15 protein-coding genes are annotated in these 18,739 nt (G+C 67.7%); 7 read left to right on the top strand and 8 right to left on the bottom strand.

Translation table 11 applies throughout. From position 1 onward, the window contains the following. Positions 1-604: 604 nt before the first annotated feature. From ACT53N_RS03905 to sdhC, 6 genes are all read right to left on the bottom strand, one after another. On the bottom strand, positions 605-925 hold the full coding sequence (locus tag ACT53N_RS03905) for a 2Fe-2S iron-sulfur cluster-binding protein (protein ID WP_476062678.1): 321 nt from the start codon (positions 923-925) through the stop codon (positions 605-607). A 43-nt stretch (positions 926-968) separates the two neighbouring features. Beyond that, positions 969-2,207, bottom strand: coding sequence for an NAD(P)/FAD-dependent oxidoreductase (locus ACT53N_RS03910; RefSeq protein WP_476062679.1), 1,239 nt, complete (start codon positions 2,205-2,207; stop codon positions 969-971). A 128-nt stretch (positions 2,208-2,335) separates the two neighbouring features. Further along, positions 2,336-3,118: a succinate dehydrogenase iron-sulfur subunit gene (locus tag ACT53N_RS03915; RefSeq protein WP_310213631.1), complete on the bottom strand. Its 783-nt coding sequence runs from the start codon at positions 3,116-3,118 to the stop codon at positions 2,336-2,338. Positions 3,119-3,125: 7 nt separating this feature from the next. Beyond that, entirely contained in the window at positions 3,126-4,913 is a 1,788-nt protein-coding gene (gene sdhA, locus ACT53N_RS03920) for a succinate dehydrogenase flavoprotein subunit (protein ID WP_476062680.1), read from the bottom strand. After that, a complete protein-coding gene (gene sdhD, locus ACT53N_RS03925) occupies positions 4,913-5,368 on the bottom strand; it encodes a succinate dehydrogenase, hydrophobic membrane anchor protein (RefSeq protein ID WP_476063384.1) in 456 nt (151 codons plus the stop codon). The genes sdhA and sdhD overlap by 1 nt, the downstream gene beginning before the upstream one ends. Then, positions 5,335-5,742: a succinate dehydrogenase, cytochrome b556 subunit gene (gene sdhC / locus ACT53N_RS03930; protein ID WP_476062681.1), complete on the bottom strand. Its 408-nt coding sequence runs from the start codon at positions 5,740-5,742 to the stop codon at positions 5,335-5,337. The genes sdhD and sdhC overlap by 34 nt, the downstream gene beginning before the upstream one ends. Before the next feature lie 172 nt (positions 5,743-5,914). On the opposite strand from sdhC, the gene ACT53N_RS03935 reads away from it, so the two are divergent. Continuing rightward, positions 5,915-7,348, top strand: a complete 1,434-nt coding sequence (locus ACT53N_RS03935) for a sensor histidine kinase (protein WP_476062682.1) — start codon at positions 5,915-5,917, stop codon at positions 7,346-7,348. A gap of 28 nt (positions 7,349-7,376) precedes the next feature. Here ACT53N_RS03935 and ACT53N_RS03940 read toward each other — a convergent pair whose 3' ends face one another. Then, on the bottom strand, positions 7,377-7,961 hold the full coding sequence (locus tag ACT53N_RS03940) for a GDP-mannose pyrophosphatase (protein WP_476062683.1): 585 nt from the start codon (positions 7,959-7,961) through the stop codon (positions 7,377-7,379). A gap of 9 nt (positions 7,962-7,970) precedes the next feature. Further along, positions 7,971-9,089, bottom strand: a complete 1,119-nt coding sequence (gene zapE, locus ACT53N_RS03945) for a cell division protein ZapE (protein WP_476062684.1) — start codon at positions 9,087-9,089, stop codon at positions 7,971-7,973. Between the two features lie 79 nt (positions 9,090-9,168). Here zapE and ACT53N_RS03950 point away from each other — a divergent pair, with 79 nt between their 5' ends. From ACT53N_RS03950 to addA, 6 genes are read left to right on the top strand one after another with little or no spacing between them, the layout of a single operon-like run. Beyond that, positions 9,169-10,044 carry a GNAT family N-acetyltransferase gene (locus ACT53N_RS03950; protein WP_476062685.1) on the top strand — a complete coding sequence of 292 codons (876 nt, stop codon included), beginning with the start codon at positions 9,169-9,171 and terminating at the stop codon, positions 10,042-10,044. After that, on the top strand, positions 10,041-10,487 hold the full coding sequence (tsaE, locus tag ACT53N_RS03955; RefSeq protein ID WP_476062686.1) for a tRNA (adenosine(37)-N6)-threonylcarbamoyltransferase complex ATPase subunit type 1 TsaE: 447 nt from the start codon (positions 10,041-10,043) through the stop codon (positions 10,485-10,487). Before ACT53N_RS03950 ends, tsaE begins: the two co-directional genes overlap by 4 nt. Next, positions 10,471-11,565, top strand: coding sequence for an N-acetylmuramate/N-acetylglucosamine kinase AmgK (gene amgK / locus ACT53N_RS03960; protein ID WP_476062687.1), 1,095 nt, complete (start codon positions 10,471-10,473; stop codon positions 11,563-11,565). The genes tsaE and amgK overlap by 17 nt, the downstream gene beginning before the upstream one ends. Further along, complete coding sequence (gene murU / locus ACT53N_RS03965; protein ID WP_476062688.1) at positions 11,562-12,287, top strand: N-acetylmuramate alpha-1-phosphate uridylyltransferase MurU; 726 nt, start codon at positions 11,562-11,564, stop codon at positions 12,285-12,287. The genes amgK and murU overlap by 4 nt, the downstream gene beginning before the upstream one ends. After that, positions 12,284-15,274 carry a double-strand break repair protein AddB gene (gene addB, locus ACT53N_RS03970; RefSeq protein WP_476062689.1) on the top strand — a complete coding sequence of 997 codons (2,991 nt, stop codon included), beginning with the start codon at positions 12,284-12,286 and terminating at the stop codon, positions 15,272-15,274. Before murU ends, addB begins: the two co-directional genes overlap by 4 nt. Then, positions 15,271-18,732 (top strand): double-strand break repair helicase AddA, encoded by a 3,462-nt coding sequence (gene addA / locus ACT53N_RS03975; RefSeq protein ID WP_476062690.1) that lies wholly within the window; start codon positions 15,271-15,273, stop codon positions 18,730-18,732. The genes addB and addA overlap by 4 nt, the downstream gene beginning before the upstream one ends. Positions 18,733-18,739 lie beyond the last annotated feature (7 nt).

An 18,739-nucleotide genomic window follows, 5' to 3' on the forward strand; every position in this document is an offset into this window, starting at 1 on the left:
CGTTTAGCGCCCGATGTCGGCGGAGGCGGCTATCTATCCAACCTCGAAACCCGTGTCAAATCGTTTTTTTCAAAACTTTTCGAACTGGGCGGCGAAACCAGAAAATCCGGATCCGCCAGAGCGGCCAGCTTCTAGAGAAGCTAACCAATCCAGTCAACCGATTATTTTGAAGAAACTTCAAAGTATCGAGCAACTAGACCTTACATCGCGCCGCTGAATTCTTGCGAAGTCTTGGCGGCGATGTCCGGAGCGGCGCTTCTAAAGAGGCGACATTCCGAAGTCAACCAACTCTTTTCGGCTTTTTCGATGCTCCGGAAGACCGGATATCGAAGAGACAAAAAAGGAACCCTGGGCCGCCGAGGCCGCCCTTGCGGATCCATCATCGAGTCGATTGGAGCGCGGTTTCTAGCGAAGCGTCTGGACCGATGCAACTCCCTTTCGGGGGCCGCGTCGTCCGGTCGCGATGCCGTTCCGAGCGAGGCGGTGATCTAGTCGGCCAGCCGGCGACTGGCAACCCCCTCGCGACAATATAACGACGCTCTTTTGACGACGTCGTTAACCGGAGGTTTTCGGAGCCCGGCGCGCCAGGCTCCGATCGAGGGCCCTAGTGCTGGCTCTCCGGGAGTCGAACGATCAGGCCGTCCAGCGCGTCGCTCACCTTGATCTGGCAAGACAGGCGGCTGTTGGGTTCGACGTTCTCGGCGAAGTCGAGCATCGACTCCTCCATGGCTGACTTGTCACCGGTCTTAGCGAGCCAAGCCTCGTCGACATAGACGTGGCACGTCGCACAAGCGCAGGCGCCGCCGCAGTCAGCGTCGATGCCCGGCACATTGTTCTTCACGGCGCCTTCCATGACGGTCAGGCCCGGCTTCACGTCGATGACTTGCTCGGCGCCGTCGTGCTGGATGTAGGTGATCTTGGCCATCTGTTTCCCGTTACCCTTGGAAGGCTCTCTCTATGGGGCGACCTTAGGCCGCCACCTCTTTCATGGACACCGACGGATCGGCGAGCTTTTTGGCGTCGACCGGCGTGCGTTTGGCGATCAGTTGCTTGCCAGCCATGAACTCGGGCGGCGCATTCACCGCCTCGACGGCCTGGATCAGATCGCCCTTCAGATGAAAGACGGCGAACTTCGCCGCAGCGACGTCACCGCGCACGACCTGGCGGTCGGCGTCGAACGGCAACCCGGCGATCTGCAGCTTCAGATCATACTGGTCCGACCAGAACCAAGGCGTCTCGGGGGGCGGCCCAGGACGGCCCAGAATCGCTGAAGCCGCCTGCTTGGCCTGTTCGAGTGCATTGGGGACGCTCTCGAGACGGAACTGACGGTCATAGAGCGGTAGCGGACGGTGGGCGACATCACCGATGGCGAAGATCGCCGGATCGTTGGTCCGGGCCTCAAGGTCGACGACCACGCCATTGACGGTGGACAGGCCGGCGTCCTTCGCCAACTCATCGTTCGGGACCGCGCCCACGCCGACGAGCGCGACATCGCACGCCACGACCCGGCCGTCATTAAAGCGCACACCCGTGACGTGACCGTCCTGGCCTTCAAAGGCCGCGACGCCGGCGTTCAGCTCGAACGCGACGCCATGCTTGCCTTGATAATCCTGGAAGAAGTGCGACAGCGTCTCGCAGGCGACGCGCGCCAGCACCCGGCTCTCGCGCTCAATCACCATCGCGTGGCTGCCCAGAGCGCGCGCCGAGGCGGCCGCCTCGAGGCCGACATAACCGCCGCCGACAACAGCGAGGCGCTTGTTCGGGCCCAGGGCGTTTTTCAGCTGCTCGGCGTCCGCCGCCGTGCGGAGCGCCAGAACGCCGGCGAGATCTGACCCGGGGATTGGCAGCTCGCGGGCCCGGGCGCCTGTGGCGAGGACCAGGAAATCGTAGGGAATCACCTCACCCGAGGCGAGGGTCACAGTCTTCTCGGACCGGTTGATCCGTTCGGCCACGCCGCCCAGGCGCAGCATCACGTTGTTCTCGGCGTACCAGTCGGCAGGCTTGAGCGAAAGCGAGTCTGCGTCGGCCTCCCCCTTCAGCCAAGCCTTTGACAACGGGGGACGCTGATAGGGCAGCAGCGGCTCGTCCCCGATCAGGACAATCCGGCCCTCGTGCCCATACTGGCGCAGGAACGCGGCGATCGAGCCGCCGGCATGACCCGCGCCGACGATGACGACGCATGCGTTCTGATTGACGTTAGCGCTCAATGACGCCCTCCCTTTCGTCAAAAATGACGCCGGCGTCACCTATTGGCAAGCGCCTTCGAACGAGGCGGATACGGAATGGGGCGGCCCGTCTCCGAAGCCGCCCCATATTTCTCGTTCTGGACCGTGCGTCAGACGACGCGCTCGACCATCATCTTCTTGATCTCAGCGATCGCCTTGGCGGGGTTGAGACCCTTGGGGCAGACCTGGGCGCAGTTCATGATCGTGTGACAGCGATAGAGCTTGAAGGGATCCTCAAGAGCGTCGAGACGGTCGCCGGTGGCCTCGTCGCGGCTGTCGATCAGCCAGCGATAGGCGTGCAGCAGGGCCGCCGGGCCCAGATACTTGTCGCCGTTCCACCAGTAGCTGGGGCACGAGGTCGAGCAGCAGGCGCACAGGATGCACTCGTAAAGGCCGTCGAGCTTCTCGCGGTCCTCGGGGCTTTGCTTCCACTCGGTCTGCGGCTCGGGCGTGTCGGTGTGTAGCCAGGGCTCGATCGAGGCGTACTGCGCATAGAACAGCGTCAGGTCCGGGATCAGGTCCTTGACCACCGGCATGTGCGGCAGCGGGCTGATTTGGACGGCCTTGCCCGGGACTTCAGCCCAGCCGTGGGTGCAGGCCAGGGTGTTGCGGCCGCCGATGTTCATCGAGCACGAGCCGCAGACCCCTTCCCGGCACGACCGGCGGAAGGCCAGGGTCGGGTCGATGTTGTTCTTGATGTACAGCAGGGCGTCCAGGACCATCGGGCCGACGGCGTCGACGTCGACGTCGTAGGTGTCCCAGCGCGGATTGCCGCCCGATTCCGGGTCGTAGCGGTAGATCTTGAAGGTCTTGACCTTCTTGGCGCCTGCAGGAGCCGGCCAGTGCTTGCCCGACTTGACCTGCGAGTTCTTGGGGAGTGCGAGTTCGACCATCGTACCCTCAGTAGACCCGTTGCTTCGGCGGGATGTAAGCGATGTCGTCCGACATGGTGTAGCTGTGGACCGGGCGGTAATCGATCTTCACCTTGCCGGTGTCGAGGTCGAGCCACGCCAGGGTGTGCTTCATCCATTCGGTGTCGTTGCGATCCGAGAAGTCCTCGCGGGCGTGGGCGCCGCGGCTTTCGGTGCGGTTGGCCGCGCCGTTCACCGTCACGACCGCCTGACCGATCAGGTTGTCGAACTCCAAGGTCTCCATCAGGTCGGTGTTCCACACCAGACCGCGATCACTGACCCTGAGATCGGCCTTCTTGTCCCAGACGGCCTGCAGGCGCTTGACGCCGCTGTCGAGGCTTTCGCCGGTGCGGAACACGGCGGCGTCTTCCTGCATCGCCTTCTGCATCTCAAGACGCAGTTCGGCCGTGCCGGTCGAGCCCGACGCGTTGCGGAAGCGATCGAAGCGCGCCAGGTGCGCGTCGGTCTGGGCGTCCTTCAGCTCGGGCTGCTTGGCGCCCGGCTTGAGGATCTCGGCGCAGCGCAGGGCCGCGGCGCGCCCGAACACGACAAGGTCGATCAGCGAGTTGGAGCCCAGGCGGTTGGCGCCGTGCACCGACACGCAGGCGGCCTCGCCCACGGCCATCAGGCCCGGGATCACCTGGTCGGGGTTGTCGCCCGACTTGGTGACGACTTCGCCGTGATAGTTCGTCGGGATGCCGCCCATGTTGTAGTGGACGGTCGGCAGAACCGGGATCGGGGCCTTGGTCACGTCTACGCCGGCGAACACCTTGGCGGTTTCCGAAATGCCCGGCAGACGCTCGGCCAGGATCTTCGGATCCAGGTGATCGAGGTGCAGGAAGATGTGGTCCTTGTTGGGGCCCACGCCGCGACCTTCGCGGATCTCGATGGTCATCGCGCGGCTGACCATGTCACGCGGGGCCAGGTCCTTCACGGTCGGCGCATAGCGCTCCATGAAGCGCTCGCCTTCCGAGTTGGTCAGGTAGCCGCCCTCGCCACGGGCGCCTTCGGTGATCAAGCAGCCGGCGCCGTAGATGCCGGTGGGGTGGAACTGCACGAACTCCATGTCCTGCAGCGGTAGGCCGGCGCGCAGCGCCATGGCGTTGCCGTCGCCCGTGCAGGTGTGGGCCGAGGTCGCCGAGAAATAGGCGCGACCGTAACCACCGGTGGCCAGGACCACCATCTGGGCCTGGAAGCGGTGCAGGGTGCCATCATCGAGCTTCCACGCCGTCACGCCGCGGCAGACGCCGTCGTCCATGATCAGGTCGAGGGCGAAGTACTCGATGAAGAACTCGGTGTCGTGGGCCAGGGATTGGCCATACATCGTGTGCAGCATCGCGTGACCGGTCCGGTCGGCCGCCGCGCAGGTGCGCTGGATCGGGCCTTCGCCGAAGTTCTTGGTCATGCCGCCGAAGGCGCGCTGGTAGATCTTGCCGTCAGGCGTGCGCGAGAAAGGCACGCCCCAGTGCTCGAGCTCGTAGACCGCCGCCGGAGCGTTGCGGGTCAAGTACTCGATGGCGTCCTGGTCGCCCAGCCAATCCGACCCCTTGACGGTGTCGAACATGTGCCAGCGCCAGTCGTCCTGGCCCATGTTGCCGAGCGAGGCCGAGATGCCACCCTGCGCCGCCACGGTGTGGCTGCGAGTCGGAAACACCTTGGTGATGCAGGCGGTCTTCAGACCGGCCTGAGCCGCGCCCAGCGCGGCGCGGAGACCCGAGCCGCCGGCGCCGACGACGACGACGTCGAACTTGTGATCGATAAACTTGTAGGCCGACATCAATAGGCTCCGGTCACGGTCAGGGCGACCTTGAGGATCGAGAAGACCCCCACGGCGCCGGCGAGCACGCAGACGAACAGATTGCCGATCACCAGGGCGGTCTTGGTCGTGAAGCGCTCGACATAGTCTTCGATCACCACCTGAACGGCGCTCTGCAGGTGCACCAGAGCGGCGATCAGCAGCAGGCTCAGAAGAACCGCGTTCAGGGGCTGGGCCATCCACTGCACGACCACGTCATGCGGCGCGCGCACTTGCTTGAGCGCCGAATAGACGCCCCAGATCGTCAGCGGCGCGAACGCCAGACCCGAGACGCGTTCGGTGATGAAGTGGCTGACGCCATGGCGCGAGGCGCCCATGCCGCGTGCGCGCGACAGCGGCGTGCGGAACTGCTGCGGCTGGAAGAGATCTTTCTTGCTCATGATCAGAACGCTCCGATGCCACCGGCGATGACCCAGGTGACGATCGTCGCCACCACCGCAAACGCGATGGCCATGGCGCCGGTCATATCGGCCGTGCGCGGGGCGAAGCCCTTGCCGGCGTCCCAGAAGGTCTGGCGAAGCGTGTAGGCGACGTTGAAGAACACCGCGAAGGTCTCGCCCAGCAGGACAAGCTTGCCGATCGGCGAGCCAAGCAGGCCGACATAGCCGGCATAAGCCTCGGGCCCGGCGGCCAGCGCGGCGGCCCAGCCCGCCAGGATCACGGCGCCGACCCAAAGGCCGATGACACAGCCGCGGTGGAGGATCGAGCAGGCCATCGTGATATGCCAACGCCACACCTGCAGGTGCGGCGACATCGGGCGCTCAGGCAGCCCCCGGCTCGTGTCGGTCATGAGAGGTCCAACCCCAGTAGCCTTTGTGCGTTGCGGGATGCTTTTAAGCGCGAGGACGGGGGTGTCAATTAAACCGGCCCCCATTGAGAAACGTTCGCAACGACATTGTCTGCAGAAAATGGAACCCTCTTCCGCGTCCTGGCGTTAGGCTCGGTTGCTTCGGGGGAACAGCATGACCAGCGCGATCGACTTCCACGCGATTTTCGATCGCATCCCATCGCCCTACATGTTGCTCGACCGCGACCTTCGCTATGTCGCCGCCAACGCCGCCTACCTTCGGACCACCGCACGGAGTTGGGCCGATCTTGAGGGGCGCCATATCTTCGACGCCTTCCCATCCGAAGGGGCCAGCCGTCGGGATCTTGAAGCCTCTATCACGCGGGCCCGCGACAGCGGCGAGGTCGATGAACTCCCCCTGATCCAATATGCGATTGAGCGCCCGGCCCATCTGGGCGGCGGATTCGAGGATCGCATCTGGAGCGCGACCCACACGCCGATCCTCGACGCGACCGGCGCCACCCGGTTTATCCTCCAGCACACGCAGGACATCACAGCGATCCAGAGGCTGAAGGACGCAGCCCTCGGCCAGCGGTCGTACGCCGCAAGGCTCGGCGAGGATGTGTTACGGCGCGCCGAGACCGTTCAGGCCCAGGTCCGGCAGCTCCGCAATCTCTTCATGCAGGCCCCGAGCTTCATGGCTGTGCTGCGCGGCCCCCAACACGTCTTTGATCTCGCCAACAACGCCTACGCACAGCTGATCGGGCATCGCGAGGTGATCGGTCTACCGCTCGGCGCCGCTCTGCCGGAGGTCGTTGATCAAGGCTTCATCGAACTCCTCGATCGCGTCCTGGAGACGCGCGAGGCGTTCGTCGGGCGCCGCGTCAAGGTCGCGCTGCAGCGTGAAGTCGGCGCGCCGCTGGAAGAGCGCTATCTCGACTTTGTCTATCAGCCGATCCTCGATCCGAACGGCGTCGCGTCGGGCGTCTTCGTCGAAGGCGTCGATATGACTGAACAGGTGCAGGCCGATGAGCGCCAGCGTCTATTGCTCGACGAACTGAACCACCGCGTGAAGAACACCCTGGCGACTGTCCAGGCCATCGCACAGCAGACCCTCCGCGGGGCGAGCGATCCGGAAGCCTTCGCGGGCGCCTTCGAGTCGCGACTGCTGGCGCTCTCTCAAACGCACAACGCCCTGACCGATAGCCACTGGGCGGGCGCGGGATTGCGCCAGATCCTGTCGCAGGAACTGGGCCCCTATGGCGCTGAACGCGTCGTGATGAACGGCCCCGACGTCCATCTGCCAGCGCGTTTGGCGCTATCTCTGGGCATGGTCCTTCATGAGTTGGCCACCAACGCCGCCAAGTACGGGGCTCTGGCGCAGGCCGGTAAGCTCGTCCTGACATGGTCTGTCCAGAACGACGCGCTGCGGTTCGAATGGCGCGAGACCGGCGGCCCGCCCGTCGTCACCCCTCAGCGGCGCGGGTTTGGATCGCGGCTCATTGAACGGAGCATCACCGGCGAACTCAGAGGCTGGGTCGAGGTCGACTACGCGCCGGACGGCCTGATCATGCGGTTTGAGACCCCGTTGATCCGCGATCCAGCCTAGACGCTCTTCAGACGAGATTGGAAACGCCCTAGTCTCGCAGCACGCACAGAGCCAGGTGCTGCAAGAGCATGATGGTCTTCGCGTCCTTGATGCGGCCGTCGGAAATCATCGCCAACGCTTGGTCGATCGGCAGTTCGAGCACTTCGATATCCTCGCCCTCGTCGGGGTGGCCACCGCCTGCGCCGATACGCATCGTGGCGTCGTACTCGGCGACAAAGGAGTGCAGGATCTCGGTGACCGAGCCGGGGCTCATGAAGGCTTCAAAAACCTTGCGAACCGCACCCAGGCGATAGCCCAGCTCTTCCTCGACTTCGGCGCGGATGCGGACCTCGGGCTCGGCGTCATCCAACAAGCCGGCGGCGGCTTCGATCAGCAGGTCGTCATGACCGTTGACGAAAGCCGGATAGCGGAACTGCCTGACCAGAAGCACCGTTCGGTTAGCTAGATTGTAGGGCAGAAGGACCGCGCCATTGCCGCGATCGCAGTGCTCCCGCGACTGGGTCTGCCACGTCCCGTCGCGGCGCTTCCAGTCGAAGGTGGTCGTGCGCAGAACGTACCAGTTGTCGGAGAGGAGTCTGGTTTCGCGGACTCGAATGCGATCCTTTACCGACATCAGCGTCTCCTAGTCCCGGACCCGGCCGACATAGTCGGCCGACCGCATTTCCTGCAGGCGCGATACGGTCCGCTCGAACTCGAACGCCCCATCCCCATCGGGATAGAGCTGTTCCGGCTCAGCTTCGGCCAGAGCCACCAGCTTGACGTCGGCCTCGTAGAGCGCGTCGACCAGGGTGTTAAAGCGCCGGGCGGCGTCGCGACGCGCGGGGGTCAGGCACGGCACGTCTTCCAGAAAAACGGTGTGAAAGCGCTCCGCAAGGGCCAGGTAGTCCTGCGGGCCAAGGGCTTGCTGGCAGAGGCTCGCAAACGACGACCGCACCAAGCCGCCGGCCGCACGCGGCAGACGCATCTTCCGGCCCAGCACCTCAAGGGTCGCTCCCGTCTCCGGTGCGCCATCCCGCATGTCGGCCCACAGGCGCTCGAACTCAGCCTGAGTCGCCTTGTCGTTGGGCGCCAGCCAGGTGCGGGCCGCGCGCAGGCGATCCAGTCGGAAATCGACTGGTCCGCGCACCGCGACGATATCCAGCGCCGACTTCAGCATGTCGATGAACGGCAAAAAGAGCTGCCGGTTTAGGCCGTCCTTATAAAGGTCCTCCGGCGGCCGGTTCGAGGTCGCCACCAGGGTGACGCCCCGCGCGAACAGCGCCTCGAACAGCCGCCCCAGGATCATGGCGTCAGCGATGTCGGTGACCTGCAGCTCGTCGAAGCACAGCAGGCGCGCCTCGCCGGCGATCCGTTCTGCGGTCGGCGCAACCGGATCGTCGCCCCTGGACTGGCCAAAACGCGCCTTGCGCGCAGCGGCGTCGCCCTTGCGCCAGGCGTCGATGTCGGCGTGAACCTCGGCCATGAAGGCGTGGAAGTGGATCCGCCGCTTCTTGGCGACGGGCGCGCTGTCGAAGAACAGGTCCATCACCATGGACTTGCCGCGACCGACCGGCCCCCACAGGTAGACGCCGCGCTGGCTCTTGGGCTTGCGGCCAAAGAACGAGAACCCAGGCTCGCCGGCGGCGTCGAGATCGGCCTCCAGGCGCGACAGCGCCTCGACCGCAGCGGCCTGGGCGACGTCGGGCCTGATCTCGCCCTGGGCGAGGCGCTCGCGATAGGCGGTGCGAAGGGATGTCGGCATCGGGATGCGGTTAGCGCGTTCGCCGCGCTCGGAGCAAGAGGCCGCTGACAGAACCGATGACCCCGCCTAAGCTCGCCGCATGGTTCATGTTCCGGCCGCCGGGGCGGTCCAAGCGGGCCAAGCCGCCGATCCCCACATCATCGACACGCTGATCGCCGAACGGGCTCCGGGCCTCACTGGCTCGCCGATCTGGCCGCTGGCCAAGCCCGCTCTCCATCGCCTGCTCGATTATCGCAAGGCGCGGACCATGGCCGACACGATCGCGAGCCTGGGCGGACGCGAGGCGCTGGACCATGTCTCTGGCTTGCTTTCGCTGCAGGTCGACGCGACAGGCCTGGAAAACCTTCCGACGGGGGGTCGCACCATCATCGTGGCGAACCATCCCACCGGCATCGGTGACGGGGTGGCGGTCTACGACGCCATCAAGACGCGCCGTCCGGACATCGTGTTCTACGCCAACGCGGACGCGCACCGGGTCTGCGGCCAGTTCGACGAGGTGCTGATCCCCGTCGAGTGGGTGGAGGAGAAGCGCAGCCGCGAGCGTATGCGCCTCACGCTGTCTATGACGCGCGAGGCGATGGAGGCCGATCGCGCGTTGATGATCTTCCCGGCCGGCCGCCTAGCGGTGAAGGATCATGACGGACGGCTGACCGATCCGCCCTGGATGGCGTCGGCGGTTTCGATCGCTCGGAAATACGCCGCGCCGATCGTGCCCATCCATGTCGCTGGCCCGTGGTCGACGCTGTTCCACCTTTTCGACCGGTTCTCCCGCGAGCTGCGCGATATCACGCTCTTCCACGAGCTGCTGAACAAGCAAGGCCGCCGCTTCACCCTGACCGTCGGCGCGCCAATCGACGCCCAGGCCTTGCCCGAGGACGCCACACAGGCCACGGAAGCGCTGAAGCGCTATGTGGAGCGCGTCTTGCCCCATGATCCGACGAGTCGCCTGACGTGAACGCCTTGAACCTTGCCGACGAGGCCGCGACCCAGCGCCTGGGCCAGAGGCTCGCCAGGGCGCTTCGTCCCGGCGACGCCCTTTGCCTGACCGGCCCTCTAGGCGCGGGGAAGTCCACCCTGGCCCGCGCCCTGATCCGGGCTCTGACCACGCCGGACGAGGAGGTCCCCAGCCCGACCTTCACCCTCGTGCAGTTTTACGAGACGGCGCAGTTCCCCCTGGCCCATTTCGATCTCTACCGCCTCTCGGACCCCGACGAGGCCTACGAGATCGGACTGGATGAAGCGCTCGACGGCGGGGTCGCCCTGATCGAATGGCCCCAGCGGCTGGAAGGCCGTTTGCCGAGGACTCGGCTCGATATAGACATCGCCCTCGACGGCGACGCCCGACGCGCCGTCATCGTGGCGCACGGCGATTTCGAAGGACGTGATCTTGAGCTCTGAACGCGAGGCGGCCAAGGCCGCGTTCCTGTCGGCCCGCGGCTTCGGTGATGTGCGTCGCCAGTCGCTGGGCGGCGACGCCTCGACGCGCGCCTATGAGCGGCTGCACCGCGAGGGCGGCCAAAGCTTCATCTTCATGGACCAGCCACCCTCGGTCGAAACCGCGCCTTGTCCGCCTGACGCCTCGCCGGCCGAGCGCGCGGCGCTGGGCTACAACGCCCTGGCGCGTCTGGCGGCTGGCCGTGTCGACGCCTTCGTCGCCTGCGCGGGATGGCTGAACGCCCAGGGCCTTTCGGCGCCCAAGGTGCTCGCGGCCGACTCTGCGGCGGGCCTCGCCGTGCTGGAAGACCTGGGCGATGATCTTTACGCGCGCCTGATCGAGGCCGGAGTCGATGAGGCCCCGCTCTACGATGCGGCCATCGACGGCCTGCTGGCGATCCACGCGGCGCAGGCGCCCAAAGTTCTGGACTACGACGGCTCGGCCTGGCCGCTGCTGACCTATGATGATCTGGCCCTGAAGACCGCTCACGACATTTTCGTCGAGTGGCAGCCCAAGTTTCGCGACATCGCCTTCGACGAAGCGGCCCTGGCCGAGTGGGAAGCGATCTGGGCGCCGATCCGCGCCAAGGGCGAAGCCGGCGCGACGGTCTTCTGCCACCGCGACTATCACGCCGAGAACCTGATCTGGCTGCCGCAGCGCGACGGCGCGGCGCGGGTCGGCATGCTGGACTTCCAGGACGCGGTCCTGGCCCATCCCGCCTGGGACTTGTCGATGCTGCTGCACGACGCCCGCCGCACCGTCTCGCCCGAGCGCGAGGCTATCTGCCTCGACCGCTATCTGGCCGCGCGCCCCGACCTGGACCGCACCGCCTTCCTGGCCGACTACCATGCGCTGGGCGCGCTCAACATCATCCGGATCCTGGGCATCTTCGCGCGTCTGGTGACCCGCGACGGCAAGCCGCGCTACGCTGACTTCATTCCGCGCCTGTGGGTCTATCTGGACGTCTGCTTCGCAGACCCCGCCCTGGCGGACCTGAAAGCCTGGTTCGATCGCAACGTGCCCGTGGAGACGCGCCGATGAGCGGCCCGAAAGTCGCCATGGTGCTGGCGGCGGGTCTCGGCACCCGCATGCGCCCCCTGACCAACGACCGCCCCAAGGCCCTGGTCGAGGTCGCCGGCAAGGCGCTGATCGATCACATGCTGGACCGTCTCGTGGCGGCCGGCGTCGAGACCGCCGTGGTCAATGTCCATTACTTCGCCGATCTGGTGGAGGAGCACCTGCGGGCCCGCGAGGCCAAGGGCCTCGCCCCCCGAATCGTCATCTCCGACGAGCGCGCCCAGGCGCTGGAGACGGGCGGCGGGATCAAGCACGCCCTGCCCTTGCTTGGCGAGGGACCAGTGTTCGTCGCCAACATCGACTCGATCTGGATCGAACACGCCGGCGCCGCCGTAGACGCTGTGGCCGCCGCCTGGGATCCGGAACACATGGATGTGTGCCTAATGCTGGCCTCCACCAAAGGATCTCTGGGCTTCCATGATACGGGCGACGTGTTCTTGGGCGCCGACGGCCTGGTGCGTTTCAAGGACGCTGGCGAGATCGCGCCGCTCGTCTATGTCGGCGTGCATATCTGCAAGCCAGCAATCGCCGCCGATGGTCCCGACGGGCCGTTCTCGCTGCTGCCGCTGTGGAAGCGCCTGGCCGCCGACGGACGGGTCCACGGCGTCGCGCCAGAGGGCCTCTGGATGCATGTCGGCGATCCCCAGGCCAAGTTGGCGGCCGAAGCCCGGCTCGCCGAGGCATGAGCGGGCCCGCGCCGTTCTTCGAGCGAGAAGGGCCGCGCTGGTATTCGATCCCGGCGCACCGCCCGTTCGTCGACGACCTCGCGCGGGGCCTGTTGAATACGCTGGAGCCGTTGGGCCCGGAGGCCCTGCCGCGCGCCACGGTGCTGACCCCCACCCGCCGAGGCGCCCGGGCCCTGGCCGACGCCTTTCTCGCCGTCGGCGGCGGGAGGGCTTTGCTGCTGCCGCAGATCCGCCCTCTGGGCGATCTCGACGAGGGCGAACCGCCGTTTGAGCCGGGTGAGCTGTCTCTGACCCTGCCGCCGGCGATCTCGTCGCGACGCCGTCGGTTCGAACTGGCCAAGCTGGTGACTGACCACGGTGACAAGCTGTCCTTCAAGCCCGGTCCCGTTCAGGCGCTGGAGCTGGCCAAGGCGCTCAGCGAGTTTCTCGACAGCTGCCAGATCGAGGAAGTGAACTTCGACGACAAGCTCGACGGCCTGGCCGAAGGCGATTTGGCCCAGCACTGGCAAGTCTCGGCCCGGTTCCTGCGGTCGGTGCTGCGAGCGTGGTCGACGCGCCTGAATGATCTTTGTCTGATCGATGTCTCCGAACGCCGGGTGCGCCTGCTCCGAGCGCTGGAGGCCCAGTGGCGCGACAACCCGCCGACCGAGGTGCTGGTCGCCGCCGGTTCGACCGGCACCGCGCCCGCGACCGCCGACTTGTTGTGTGTCGTCGCCGCTGCGCCAAAGGGGGCCGTGGTCCTGCCGGGTCTGGATGAGGATCTGGCTAACACCGCCTGGGCCAAGATCGAGGGCTCCCAAGGCGAGCAACATCCGCAGGGCGCAATGAAACGCCTCCTGGATCGCGCCGGCGTTTCCCGCGCCGAGGTTCGCGCCTGGGTCCCGGAGGTCGATAGCCGGGGCCGCTGGCGTCGCCGCATCGTCAACGAAGCGCTGCGTCCCGCCGAGGCCACCGCCGACTGGCTAAGCCAGATCGCTGCCCTGCGCGCCGAAGCTCCGGACCTTGATCCCGTCGCCGAAGGGCTGAAGGGGTTTTCAGTCATCGCCGCCCGCGCCGAGGAAGAGGCCGCCGGCGCCTGTGCGTTGCTGCTGCGCGAGGCCCTTGAAGATCCGAGCCGCACCGCCGCTTTGGTGACGCCCGACCAGACCCTCGCGCGCCGGGTCATGACCCGGCTGCAGCGGTGGGGCGTCATTCCCGACAGCTCGGCCGGCGCCCCGCTGGCGGCCGCCGGGTCGGCGATCCTGGCCCTGCACCTGGCGCGGCTGGTCGAAGAGCCGCTCAATCCCATCCGCCTGCTGGCCTTCGCTAAGCACCCGCTGGTTCTGGGCGAGGATGAGGCGCCCGCCGCCGCCCTGCTGGAACGCAAAGGCCTGCGTGGCGCCGCCCCGGGCTCGGCCGACGTCCTGCGCGCCCGCCTTCGCGATGCGCCCGACGCCCTGTCCCTGGCTGAGCGTGTGCTGGCAGCCGTCGACCATGCCGCCGCGCCCTACGCCGCCAGCGCCGTCGCTCCGCCAGCGCGGGCGGCCCAGGCGCTGGTCGAGGCGCTGGAGTCGCTGATCGCGCCCCATCGCCTCTGGGCCGGAAACGCTGGCGAGTGCCTGGGAACCCTCATGGCGGCCCTGATCCAGGACGGCGAGCCCCTGCCCGACGCCTCGCCTCAGGCCTTCGCCGACATTCTCGACCGCCTCGTGAACGAAGAGACCGTGCGCGTCGGCGGCGCGACCCATCCGCGTCTGCGCATCCTCGGCGCCATCGAGGCGCGGCTGGTGCGCGCCGACCGTCTGGTGCTGGCGGGGCTGGAGGAAGGCGTCTGGCCGCAGGGCGCGCCGATTGATCCATTCCTCTCGCGTCCCATGCGTCAGCGCCTCGGCCTGCCGCCGCCCGAACGCCGCATCGGCCTGACCGCCCACGACTTCGCCCAGGCCGCCAGCGCGCCGGACGTGGTTCTGGTCCATTGCGAGCGGCGCGGCGGCGCGCCCGCCGTCGAGTCCCGCTGGCTCTGGCGTCTGAAGACCCTGGCCGCCGGCGCAGGCCTGGCGCTGCCACGTCGCGACGACGTGCTGGACTGGATCCGCGCCATGGACGCGCCAGGCCCCTACGCCCCCATCAGCCGCCCCGCGCCCAAGCCGCCCGTCGAGGACCGCCCGCGCAAGATGGCGGTGACGCGGGTCGAGGCCCTGACCCGCGATCCCTACGCCGTCTGGGCGCGCGACATCCTGAAGCTCTATCCGCTGGAGCGTCCCGACGAGCCGGTCGAGGCCCGGGCCCGCGGCACGGCCATTCACGCCGCCTTCGAAAAGTTCGCCGAGCTCTATCCCGAAACCGTCCCGGCCGAAGCGGCTTCAGCCTTCGAAAAGCTCTATGTCGACGCCCTGGTCAGCGCCGGCATGCCGCCCACGGCTCTGGCCCGCGAGAAGGCCCTGGCCCGTGAGGCGGCGCTTTGGGTCGCCGACTGGGAGCGTCAACGGCGCACCAACGTCCGACACATTGTCGTCGAGGCCGAGGGCAAGCTGGACCTTGCCATCAACGGCCGTCCGTTCACCCTGACCGCCAAGGCCGACCGCATCGAGCCGACCCCGGACGGAACGGCCCATATCCTCGACTACAAGACCGGCGCCGCGCCGTCGCAGAAACAGGTCGACACCGGCTTTTCGCCGCAGCTGACCCTGACGGCGGCGATCCTGATGAAGGGCGGGTTCCCGGACCTCGGCAGGCCCGCGCCCGGCGACCTGACCTATGTCCGCGTCACGGGGAGACGCTCCGCCGGCGAGGAGCAGGTCCGGGCCAAGGGCGACGGCGAGAGCGAAGACGCCGCGCGCAAGGCTCTGGAGGGCCTGTCGTCCCTGATCGCCCGCTACGATGACCCCGACGAGCCCTACCGCTCGCGGGTCGCACCGCAGTTCGTCAAGGAGCACCCCGGCGACTATGCGCACCTGGCGCGGGTGTTCGAATGGTCGACCAGCGGCGATGACGGAGAGGGCGAATGATCGACCCTCAGCGCATCGCCGCCGACCCGACGATCTCGGCCTTCGTCACCGCCAACGCCGGTTCGGGCAAGACCAAGACCCTGATCGACCGCGTTGCCCGCCTTCTGCTGGCCGGCGTCGAGCCGCAGGCGATCCTGTGCGTGACCTACACCAAGGCCGCCGCCGCCGAGATGCAACGCCGCCTGTTCGACCGGCTGGGCAAGTGGTCGGTGACCAGCGACGCGGACCTGCGCGCTGAACTGGTCAAGCTGGTCGGCGAGGCCGACGCCCGCTACGACGCCAAGAGCCTGTCCGACGCCCGCGCCCTGTTCGCCAAGGCGCTGGAAACCCCGGGCGGCCTGAAGATCCAGACCATCCATGCGTTCTGCGAGAAGCTGTTACGGCGCTTTCCGCTGGAGGCCGGGGTCTCGCCCGGCTTCACCGTGATGGACGACCAGGCCGGCGCCGCCATCGCCCGCGCCGCCCGCCGCGCCGTCGCCGCCTGGGTCGACAGCCACGACGACGCCTTTTCCGAGGCCTACGCCCGCTTCTCTGTCGCCCTGGACTTCCAGAGCTTCGAGGCGATGTTCGCCGGCTTCGAGACCCGGCGCGGCCAGATCATGGCCTATGTCCAGCGCTGCGGCGGCCTGGCGGGAGCGATCGCCGACGCCTGGACGCGTTGCGGCTTTGACGCCCCGACCTCCGCCGAGGACCTGGCCGCCCGGGCCATGGCGCGCCTTGATCTGTCCGCCTGGCGGGCCGTCGCGACCGTGCTGTTCGACGGCGGCGGCAAGCAGGACGCGAAGTACGCCGAGGCCCTGGCCGCCGTCGCCCGCGATCCCGACGCCACACTGGACCTGGCCCTGCGCGCCCTCTTCACCGAAGGCGGCGAGGGCACGCCCGCGACCTGGCCGGCCAAGACCTCGGGCCTGAAGAGCCGGGAGGACCTGCGTGAGGCCCTGCTCCTGGAGCAGGCCAAGCTTGAGGCCGCCCGGGAGCAGGTCCGGGCCGCCAGGGTGGCCGAGGATACGCAGAACGCCCTGCTGCTGGCCGGTCTCTATATCGAGCGCCACATGGCCGAGAAGGAAGCGCGCGGCGCGCTCGACTTCACCGACCTGATCGACAAAACGCGGCTTCTGCTGACCGAGAAGGTCGAGGCCGCCTGGGTGCTCTACAAGCTGGACGGCGGCATCGACCACATCCTGCTGGACGAGGCCCAGGACACCGCCCCCGAGCAGTGGGAGATCCTGCGCGCCCTGACCGCCGACTTCTTCGTCGGCGAAACGTCCGAGGGCTGGAGCGGCAGCCGCGCCGAACGCACCCTGTTCGTGGTCGGCGACGAGAAGCAGTCGATCTATTCCTTCCAGGGCGCAGATCCCACGCGGCTGCTGGAAGAAACGCAGGGCTACATCTCCCGCATCGAGGCGGTCGGCGCCGTTGGAAAGGGCGTGCCGCTGACGGTCTCGTACCGCTCGACCTACGAGGTCCTGAGTTTCGTCGACGCCCTGTTCTCCGATCCGGACACCCGCGAAGGCGTGCCGCCCCCCGTCGGCCAGGACCTCGTCCGCCACGAACTCTTCCGCCATGGCCACCCCGGCTGTGTCGACCTCTGGCCCTTGACCCGCGAGCTCCCCGGCGAGGAGCGAGAGGCCTGGGAGCGGCCGCTCGACGAAGAGGGCGAACGCAGCGCCAATCGCCGTCTGGCCGAAGCGATCGCCGCCGAGACCAAGGCGATCCTGGATCGCGGCGATGCGGTGTTCGACAAGGATCTGGGCCGGCATCGCGCCGCCCACGCCGGGGACATTCTCGTCCTCGTCCGCCGCCGCAAGGTCCTGTTCGAGGAGATCATCCGCGCCCTGAAGCGACGGGGCGTGCCGGTGGCGGGCGCCGATCGCCTGGCGCTCTCAAGCCATATCGCCTTCGAGGACTTGCTGGCCCTGGGCCGGTTCATCCTATTCCCGGAGGACGACCTGACCCTGGCGGCCCTGCTGAAGACGCCGTTCTGCGGGCTTGGCGATAATGACGTCTACGCGCTGGCCAAGGGTCGTCGGGTGACGCTATGGGCCGAACTGACCCGACGGTCGGAGGAGCGCGCCGAATGGACCGCCGCCCGCACGGTGCTCGACTGGGCGCTCGCCGAAGGACGCCGCCGTCAGCCGTTCGAGTTCTACGCCGGCTGGCTGGGCCTGGCGGGCGCCGACGGCCGCTCGCACCGCGCCAAGGTCCTGACCCGGCTGGGCGCCGAAGCCGAAGAGGCGTTGGACGAGTTCCTGGCCCAGGTGATGGAGGCCGAGCAACGCGGCGTTCGCGATCTGGAGGCGCTGGTCGCCGACTTCGCGGCGCTGGACATCGTGGTCAAGCGCGAGATGGAAGGCGCTCGCCGCGAGGTGCGGGTGATGACCGCCCACGGCTCCAAGGGTCTGGAAGCCCCGATCGTGTTCCTGCCGGAGACCACCGTAAAGCGCGGCGCCGGCGGCTCCCCGTTGCTGGTCACCGAGGACGGCGCCTTGCTGTGGTGCGCGTCCGGAAAAGGCGACTGCGCGGCGTCCGCCAAGGCCCGCCAACTGCGCGACGACAAGGAAAGCCAGGAAGCGCTGCGCCTGCTCTATGTGGCCCTGACCCGGGCTCGCGAGCGCCTGATTCTTTGTGGGCGGATCGACGCCCGCACCAAGGACGACAAGGTCGGCGGCTGGTACGCCGCAGCCCGCGCCGCCTTCGCCCACCCCGATATCGCGCCCAGCGTCCGGACGATTGGAGACGGCGACACGGCGTTCCTGCGCTACGGCCCTGATCCGATCAGCGCGCCGAGACTTGACCTCGCAGCCGCCACCGCCGCCACAGCGCCGAGCTGGATCCTGGCGCAGGCCACGCCCGAGCCCGCCGCCGCCCGCTACGCCGCGCCGTCGCGGCTGGAGGACACCGCCCGCGTTCCCGCCCCCTCGCCCCTGGCCCGGATCGCCGGCCTGGGCCACTATCGGCGCGGCGAGCTCATTCACAAGCTGCTCCAATTGCTGCCGGACCTGCCGCCCGCTCAGCGTCCCCACGCGGCGCGGCGCATCCTGGCGGCCGAGCGCGACCTGACCGACGCCCAGCGGACGGAGATGGCGAGCGCGGCGTTCGGGGTCCTGGAGGACGCCCGGTTTGCGGCGGTGTTCGGGCCCAACTCTCGCGCCGAGGTCGCCCTGGCCGGGACCAGCGTCCATCTACCCCAGGGGCTTGCCGTCTCGGGGCGAGTCGACCGGCTGGTGGTCGACGACACACGCGTGCTGGTGATCGACTACAAGACCAACCGCCCCTCGCCTGACCGTATCGAAGACGCTGATACGGCCTATCTGGCCCAGATGGCGGTCTATGCGGCCGTGCTGCGCGAGGTGTTCCCAGGTCGCGCAGTGGAGGCGGCGCTGGTATGGACCGACGGTCCCAAACTGATGCCCGTTCCAGAAAAGGTGATGGCCGACGCGCTGGCGCGGTTGACCTAGCCCGTTG

It is taken from the genome of Caulobacter sp. DMC95 (genome assembly GCF_056313785.1).

What these genes read in the sequence shown, in the direction of transcription:
- ACT53N_RS03905 (WP_476062678.1), bottom strand. Translation starts at nt 925, where the DNA reads ATGGCCAAGATCACCTACATCCAGCACGACGGCGCCGAGCAAGTCATC.
- ACT53N_RS03915 (WP_310213631.1), bottom strand. Translation starts at nt 3,118, where the DNA reads ATGGTCGAACTCGCACTCCCCAAGAACTCGCAGGTCAAGTCGGGCAAG.
- sdhA (WP_476062680.1), bottom strand. Translation starts at nt 4,913, where the DNA reads ATGTCGGCCTACAAGTTTATCGATCACAAGTTCGACGTCGTCGTCGTC.
- sdhC (WP_476062681.1), bottom strand. Translation starts at nt 5,742, where the DNA reads ATGACCGACACGAGCCGGGGGCTGCCTGAGCGCCCGATGTCGCCGCAC.
- ACT53N_RS03935 (WP_476062682.1), top strand. Translation starts at nt 5,915, where the DNA reads ATGACCAGCGCGATCGACTTCCACGCGATTTTCGATCGCATCCCATCG.
- ACT53N_RS03940 (WP_476062683.1), bottom strand. Translation starts at nt 7,961, where the DNA reads ATGTCGGTAAAGGATCGCATTCGAGTCCGCGAAACCAGACTCCTCTCC.
- zapE (WP_476062684.1), bottom strand. Translation starts at nt 9,089, where the DNA reads ATGCCGACATCCCTTCGCACCGCCTATCGCGAGCGCCTCGCCCAGGGC.
- ACT53N_RS03950 (WP_476062685.1), top strand. Translation starts at nt 9,169, where the DNA reads ATGGTTCATGTTCCGGCCGCCGGGGCGGTCCAAGCGGGCCAAGCCGCC.
- murU (WP_476062688.1), top strand. Translation starts at nt 11,562, where the DNA reads ATGAGCGGCCCGAAAGTCGCCATGGTGCTGGCGGCGGGTCTCGGCACC.
- addB (WP_476062689.1), top strand. Translation starts at nt 12,284, where the DNA reads ATGAGCGGGCCCGCGCCGTTCTTCGAGCGAGAAGGGCCGCGCTGGTAT.
- addA (WP_476062690.1), top strand. Translation starts at nt 15,271, where the DNA reads ATGATCGACCCTCAGCGCATCGCCGCCGACCCGACGATCTCGGCCTTC.